4 protein-coding genes are annotated in these 7,886 nt (G+C 66.7%); 1 reads left to right on the top strand and 3 read right to left on the bottom strand.

From position 1 onward, the window contains the following. The 3 genes from QZ281_RS02275 to QZ281_RS02265 all read right to left on the bottom strand — a co-directional run. Nucleotides 1-202 (bottom strand): universal stress protein (locus tag QZ281_RS02275; protein WP_292224237.1); only part of this gene is annotated, 202 nt, incomplete at its 3' end. Nucleotides 203-313: 111 nt separating this feature from the next. After that, complete coding sequence (locus QZ281_RS02270; RefSeq protein WP_292224233.1) at nucleotides 314-5,164, bottom strand: NAD-glutamate dehydrogenase; 4,851 nt, start codon at nucleotides 5,162-5,164, stop codon at nucleotides 314-316. A gap of 378 nt (nucleotides 5,165-5,542) precedes the next feature. Then, on the bottom strand, nucleotides 5,543-6,682 hold the full coding sequence (locus QZ281_RS02265) for an AI-2E family transporter (RefSeq protein ID WP_292224232.1): 1,140 nt from the start codon (nucleotides 6,680-6,682) through the stop codon (nucleotides 5,543-5,545). A 96-nt stretch (nucleotides 6,683-6,778) separates the two neighbouring features. Here QZ281_RS02265 and QZ281_RS02260 point away from each other — a divergent pair. Then, nucleotides 6,779-7,886, top strand: a 1,108-nt coding sequence (locus tag QZ281_RS02260; protein WP_292224230.1) for a helicase HerA-like domain-containing protein, incomplete at its 3' end; no start/stop codon positions are given.

Here is a 7,886-nt window from a genome sequence, read left to right as displayed (position 1 = left end):
GGTTCAGCAGGGCCTCGGCTTCTTCGCGTTGCTGGCGTTCGATTTCCTCGCGGGCGCCGGACCAGTGGGCGTCGCTGTTGGAGGGCAGGACCCGCAGCATGACCACGCGCCCGCCCGTCGATTTGGCCCGGCGGCAGGCAAAGCGCAGCGCCGCCTCGAACTCGGGCGTGTCGTCGGCGACGACGAGGAATTTTCTCGGCATGACGGCCTCCCCTGCCCGTTTGTAGATTTCCGAAAAGGCCGCGTGACGGCGGGTTCGTCAACTCATTCCTGAGCGCCCCATCCCGACACGGGCCGGGATGGGGCGGCAGGATCAGAGCGCCGCGACGGCCAGATCGCGGATCGTGGCGTTGGTGATGGTAAGTTTGGCGAAGGTCCAGCCGGAGCCGGACTGTTCGATTTCATCGACCGAGGCGCGCACGCTTTCGACCAGACCCTGTTTGGAGCCGATCCAGGCGTCCACAGCGGCCTCTGCTGCGTCCTCGCTGACGCCGACCGACGGATCGGAGGCCTTGGCCACGGCGCGGGTCAGGGTGGCCTGTTCGTTCATCAGGTCTTCGATCAGACGGCGGACCGCCAGACGATCGAAATGATCCGCCGACGGAATCGAACCGGCTGCAGCGCGCAGGCGGTCGAAGTCGAAGGCCGCGCCGACCTGGTGGTACAGGCGCGCCATGGCCGGAACCGGCCATTGGGCTTCCTGGGCCAGATCGCCGATGTCGGCGGCGGCGACCAGCGGACGCATGATCGAGATGGAGCGCGCCAGTTCTTCCGGGGCGCCCAGATCAGCAAAGCGGCGGACCCGCTTGTCCAGTTGCGCCTGCTCGAAGCGCGACAGGACGCCCGCCCCTTCGGCCTGGATCGCATCGGCGACCGGACGATAGAGGTCGATCAGGGCCTGAACGGTCATTCCCTTCTTGGCGCGACGGGCCAGCCAGGCGGTCTGGCGGCGCAGGACGACGGCGATCTCCTGATAGAGGGCGATCTGGGCTTCGGACGGGATCTTCATGTCCAGGGCCGAAACCGCAGCCCAGGCCTCGTCCAGACGGAAGGCGCGGCGTGCGGCCTCGAAGGCGATGATCAGGGCGGTGGTGTCGCACTCGACCGAGTGGCGCAGGCGGTCCGGGAAGGTCGGGCCGCACATATTGACCACTTCGTTCGACAGGACGGTGGCGATGATCTCGCGCCGCAGACGGTGGCTCTTCATCTCCGGCCCGAACCTGGCCAGGGCGTCAGGGAAATAGCCCGTCAGGATGCGTTCGAAGAACGGATCTTCCGGGGCCGTCGAGGCGACGATCTCGTCCGACAGCTCCAGCTTGGCATAGGCCATCAGCACGGCCAGTTCGGGCCGGGCCAGCGGGATGTTGGCCGCCATCATCTCCTTGACGCGCAGGTCGCTGGGCAGACCCTCGACCTTGCGGTCCAGTTTGCCGCGCGCCGACAGCGCCTGCATGAACCGCTCCTGCGCATCCAGACCGCCCGCGCCTTCGGCCTGCTGCAGGGTCAGGGCCAGGGTCTGGTCGTAGTTGTGGGCCAGAACCTTCTTGCCCACGACATCGGTCATCGAGGCCAGCAGCGGCGCACGCTCGTCCGAAGGCAGGACGCCGTTGGTGACTGCCGATCCCACCAGAATCTTGATGTTGACCTCGTGGTCGGAGGTGTCGACCCCGGCCGAGTTGTCGATGGCGTCGGTGTTGATGCGGCCGCCGTTCTGGCCGAACACGATGCGGCCCGCCTGGGTGAAGCCCAGGTTGGCGCCCTCGCCCACCACCTTGACCCGCAACTCGTCGCCATTGATCCGCAGGGCGTCGGTGCCCTTGTCGCCGACCTGTGCGTCGGTCTCGGCAGGCGATTTCACATAGGTGCCGATGCCGCCCAGATACAGCAGCTCGGTCGGCGCCTTCAGGATGGCGCGGATCAGGCTGACCGGGTCCAGAACATCGTCGGTTATGTCCAGCGCGGCCTTGATCTGGGGCGTCAGCTGGATCGACTTGGCCGAGCGCGAAAAGACGCCGCCGCCCTCTGAAATCAGGGCCTTGTCATAGTCCTGCCAGGACGAGCGCGGCAGGTCGAACAGGCGTTTGCGCTCGGTCCAGCCCGAGACATGGTCCGGGTTCGGATCAATGAAGATGTCGCGGTGATCGAAGGCGGCGACCAGTCGCGTGGCCTTGGACAGAAGCGCGCCATTGCCGAAGACGTCGCCGGACATGTCGCCGACGCCGACCATCGTGAAGGGCTCGGTCTGGATATCCTTGCCGATCTCGCGGAAGTGGCGCTTGACCGCTTCCCAGGCGCCGCGGGCGGTGATGCCCATGCCCTTGTGGTCATAGCCGACCGACCCGCCCGAGGCGAAGGCGTCGCCCAGCCAGAAGCCGTAAGACGCGGAGATGCCGTTGGCGATGTCGGAGAAGGTCGCCGTGCCCTTGTCGGCGGCGACGACCAGATAGGGATCGTCCTGCTCCCAGGCGACGACATTGGCCGGACGCACCACCGAACCGTCGGCGGCGATGTTGTCGGTGATGTCCAGAAGGCCGGACAGGAAGGTGCGATAGGCGCGGATGGCCTCGCCCTGAATGGCCTCGCGGTCCGTCGTGCGGGGCAGTTGCTTGGGATAGAAGCCGCCCTTGGAGCCGACAGGCACGATGACGGCGTTCTTGACCTGTTGGGCCTTCACCAGACCCAGAACCTCGGTGCGGAAGTCGTCGCGGCGGTCGGACCAGCGCAGGCCGCCGCGCGCGACGGGACCAAAGCGCAGGTGCACGCCCTCGATGTGCGGCGCCCAGACGAAGATTTCGCGATAGGGCTTGGGCAGGGGCAGGTCTTCAAGCTCACGCGAGGCGATCTTGATGGAGATGTGCGGCTTGGGCTGACCGTCGGCGTCCAGCTGGAAGAAGTTGGAGCGTTTGATCGCCCCGATCAGCAGGGCGATGCGGCGCAGGGCGCGGTCGTGGTCCAGGCTCTTGACGTCCTGAAGCAGGGCGTTGATCCGGTCGTTCAGCTCGGCGACCGTCGCCTCGCGATCCTGAACCGCACCACCTTCATCGCCGAACTTGGCGGTGAACAGGGCCAGAAGGGCGCGCGACACCTCGGGGTATTCGCGCAGGGCTTCTTCCTGCACCGCCTGCGACGGGTCCAGGCCGGTCTGCTGGCGATAGCGGGCCAGGGTGCGGATCAGGGCGGCCTCGCGCCATTCGAAGCCCAGTTCGACCACCAGACGGTTGAAGCCGTCGCTTTCGGTGCGGCCGGTCCAGACGGCGGCGAAGGCGCGTTCGAACGGCTCCTTTACGTCAGCGAAGACCAGGGCCTCGCCGCGCGGGTCTTCCATCAGGAATTCGTGGACGTGGATTTCCTCCTCGCCCGCCGGACGGATCGGATAGCCGTATTCCTCAAGCGTCTTCAGGCCCATGTCGGCCATGATCGGCAGGACGTCGGACAGGGGCACAGCCGGGCCGCGACGATACAGTTTGAAGCGGAACTGAAGGCGGCTGTCGTCAGGATTACGGAAGGCGCGCACCGTAATGGGTTCGCCCGCGCCGACCTCTCCGGTGGCGTTCAGACGGTCCATCTGCTGCAGGTCGATAGCGGCCTCGTCGGCGTCATAGCGGTCGCGATAGGCGGCGCCGAAGGCGCGGGCCCAGCGGGCGCTGAGTGGACCAACCTGGACATCGGCGACATTGGCGCGGCGCAGGGCGGCCTCGAACCGGTCGACCCAGCCGCGACCGGCTTCGGCCACGTCATGCTCCAGCTGGACATGGTCCGGCGTCGGATGGTTCCCCGGCTCGACGCCGATGATGTAGTGGACCCGCACCAGAGGCGCGTCGGACAGTTGCGGATACCAGGCCGAGACGCGACCGCCCCAGGCGCGGGCGATGATGTGGCCGATCCGTTCGCGCACCGAGGCGTCGAACTTCTCACGCGGAATGAAGCACAGGACCGAGACGAACCGGTCGAACGGATCCTGACGCGAGAACAGGCGGATGCGCGGACGGTCGTACAGGTGCAGGATGCCCAGGGCGATGGACAGCAGCTCGTCCTCGCCGATCTGGAAAAGCTCGTCGCGCGGATAGTTCTCAAGAATGTTCTTGAGGCGTTTTTCGTTGTGGCTGCCCGGGGCCTTGTCGGCGCGGGCCAGGGCGTTGGCCACCTTGCGGCGCAGCAGGGGCACGTCCGTCGCCAACTGGTCATAGGCGTCAGAGGTGAACAGGCCCACGAAGCGGGTTTCGCCCGTCGCCTTGCCGTCCGCGCCGTAACGCTTGACCCCGACGTAATCCATGTAGGCGTGACGGTGAACGCGCGAACGGGCGTTGGCCTTGGCCACGGTCACCGGTTCGGACAGGTCCAACTGGCGGCGCATCTGGCGGGTCAGGACGGCGGGTTCGGACGCACGCCGCAGCACGGTGCGTTCCGGGTCCGCCAGAATGCCCAGACCGGCGCCGGACTGGTTCAGTGCGGCCTCGGCCTCATAGTCGCCGTCGGCGGCGCGGGGATAGTCGTAGTCGCGCGCGCCCAGGAAGACGAAATGGTCGCTCTTGAGCCATTTCAGGAATTCGATCGTCTCGGCCAGCATGGCCGCGTCGCCCTGGGGCGGGGTGTCCTGCAGGCGCTGCACGGCCTGGCGCATCAGGGCGGCCATGGCCTCATGGTCGTTCACGGCGGCGTGGACGTCGGACAGGGTCTGGGCCAGACCCTCGCCCAGGGCGTCGCGACGCTCCTGCGGCACGCCGTCGATGACCAGCATGATGATGGACAGGCGCTGACCTTGAAGCTCGACCACGGGGTGGAAAAGGGCGCGCACGGAAACACCGGCCTCGGCCAGCACCCCCATGACGCTGTCGACCAGGAAGGGGGCGTCCGACTGGACGATGCGGACCAGATTATAGTCCAGCGTCTGACCATCCGCGCCGACCAGCGGGCCGACGGTGATCAGGGGGGCGGACCCGGCGGCATAGGCGCCGGCGGCCTTCCAGGACTGGGCCAGCAGGGCGGCCAGGTCTTCGCCGTCCAGCTCGGGGGTTTCGTCGGCGGCGTAGTCTTCGTGCGCCTGGGCCAGATAGGCCTTTTCCGACGCACCGGGACCCGACCCAATGATCCGCGCAAACGCCGCCTCCAGAGCCGTCAGAGAAATCGTCTGGACTGGGGTGGGACGCGGATCGAGGGCGGTCATTTCAACTTGTCTCGGCGACGCGGCGAGGCCGCAGGATAAAGCGGCGCGACGACGCGCCACTGATCTGACCTAGGCCAGGTCCGGTCGCGGGAAAAGCCCCCAAAACGGCAGGATGCGCGAGATCATGCTCATGATCGACGTTAAGCTTGGAATGATTGTGCGGCGCCACATACGAGAAGGCCGCCGAGCTAGGGGAAGCTCGGCGGCCTGCGCGGGCCGACGCTTGGGGAGGGGAGGGCGCGCCGGTCTCGCTTCCACTGCGGTTCGGAGGGGAGGGTCACCGCAGCGTTGAGGCTAAGGGGGTGAAACAATCCGGCGGTTCAAGGGCGCCCGCAGCGACAATTTTCAGGAATATGTGCGACTGGGCGCCGCAGGTGCTCAGTCGGCGGCCTCAGCGGACTTCGGCGGTGACTTTTTCGGCTTTTGCGCGGGCTTGTCGCGTTTGGGCTTGTCCTCATCGCCATAGGGGTTGCCGTCGCCGGACAGCAGCACCGCCATCCAGCGCGATCCCCTGAACTCGGCCAGGATCGCCATGGCCATGACGGCCAGCGGCGTGGACAGGAACATGCCGACCACGCCCCACAGCTTGCCCCAGAAGGCCAGGGCCAGCAGCACCACGACCGGGTCGATGTTCTGATTGTCGCCCTGCATGCGCGGCTGGATGAAGTTGCCGACGACGAACAGGATGATCTGCAGGCCCACCAGCAGGATCAGGGCGGGCCAGTAGCTTTCGAACTGCACCAGGGCGAACAGGGGCGGGGCCAGACCCGCAATGGCGCCGCCCAGCATGGGGATGAAGCCGACGATGAAGATGACGAAGGTCCAGAACTCGGCGTTCTGAAGCCCGACGGCGCGCATCAGGGCCCAGGCCACGGCGCAGATCATCACGCCTGTGACCGCCTGAACCCAGATATAGCCCTCGACCCCGCCGCGCACCCGCTGGAAGATGGCCACGGCCTCGTCCCGCTGGGCCTTGAAGGGGAACATGCCCACGATCTTGCGCTGGAAGCCCATCTGCGAGGCCAACAGGAAGCCCAGATAGATCAGCACGAAGAAGGCGCTGGAGACGACGCCCTGGGCCTGGAAGGCGGCGGAGGCCAGATAGGCGCGCAGGTCCACGCCGTTGATCAGGTCCTGCGCCTTGGGCGGGTTGGCCAGATGCAGCAGGCCGTAGCTGTCGTGAATGATCTGATCGATGCGCGGGCCCAGATTCTGGGACACGCCGGACGCCTCGCCGAAGAAGCCGGCCGCGCCGTTCACGATGATGCCGATGGAGGCGAAGAAGCCCAGCACCACCAGGGTCAGGGCCGCGATCCCGGCCCAGCGGTCGTTCAGCGGCGTGCGCGTCGCGATCGAACGCTTCACCCCGTCGATCATGATCAGCAGGAACAGGGCCATGGCCAGTGGCGTCAGTATGTCCCTGAGCCAGTAGATGGCGGCGCCTGCGGCGACAGTCGCGATGATCGCCAGGGCGTTGCGTGAAGCTGCGGGCGCCGGGGTTGTGATCGGTGTTTCCATGCCTCAGTCATCGACTTGACTGATCGTGACGTCAATCACTGTTCCGGCCCGGGATTTATCGCGCTAGACCTTGTCGCGACGCTCCCGGAGACTTGCATGTCCGATACGCCTTCCGGCCTGTTTCTTGGCCAGTCCGACGCCAATGCGCCGGAAAACCTTCTGTATAATCGCGCCAACCGCCACGGCGTCGTCGCTGGCGCCACCGGCACCGGCAAGACGGTCACCCTGCAGATCATGGCCCAGGGTTTCTCCGACGCCGGGGTGCCGGTCTTCTGCGCCGATGTGAAGGGCGACCTGTCGGGCATCTCCCAGCCGGGGACGCCGAACGACAAGCTGATCGCCCGCGCCGCCGACATGGGCCTGACCCTGACGCCGCGCGCCGCGCCCACCGTCTTCTGGGACCTGTACGGCCAGAAGGGCCACCCGATCCGCGCCACCATGTCCGAGATCGGCCCCGTGCTGATGGCGCGGATGCTGAACCTGAACGAGGTGCAGGAAGGCGTGCTGACGGTGGTCTTCCATGTCGCCGACAAGGAAGGCCTGCTGCTGCTGGACATCGGCGATCTGCGCAGCCTGCTGGCCTATGTGGGCGAGAACGCTGACCGGATCGGCCGCGAGGTCGGCAATGTGGCCCCCGCCTCCATCGCCTCCATCCAGCGCGCCCTGCTGCAGGTCGAACAGGAGGGGGGCGGCGCCTTCTTCGGCGAACCGGCCCTGAAGCTTGAGGACATGATCCGCACCGGTCTGGACGGACGCGGTCAGGTCAATGTGCTGGATTCGACCCGGCTGATGAACAGCCCGCGCCTGTATGCGGCCTTCCTCCTTTGGCTGCTGTCGGAGCTGTTCGAGCGGCTGCCCGAGATCGGCGACCCGGACAAGCCGCGCATGGTCTTCTTCTTCGACGAAGCCCACCTGCTGTTCAACGACGCGCCCAAGGCCCTGCTGGAGAAGGTCGAACAGGTCGTGCGCCTGATCCGCTCCAAGGGCGTCGGCGTCTATTTCGTGACCCAGAATCCGGCGGATATTCCCGACAGCGTTCTGGCCCAGCTGGGCAACCGCGTCCAGCACGCCCTTCGCGCCTATACGCCCTCGGACCAGAAGGGTCTGAAGGCCGCATCGCAAAGCTTCCGCACCAATCCCGCCTTCAACACCGCCGAGGCCATTCAGGCGCTGGGCGTGGGCGAGGCCCTGGTGTCGGTGCTGG

It is taken from the genome of Brevundimonas sp. (assembly GCF_018608325.1).
GTDB lineage: Bacteria > Pseudomonadota > Alphaproteobacteria > Caulobacterales > Caulobacteraceae > Brevundimonas.
Note: the sequence above shows the minus strand (reverse complement) of the source record. Positions and strands in the feature narration are given on the sequence as shown.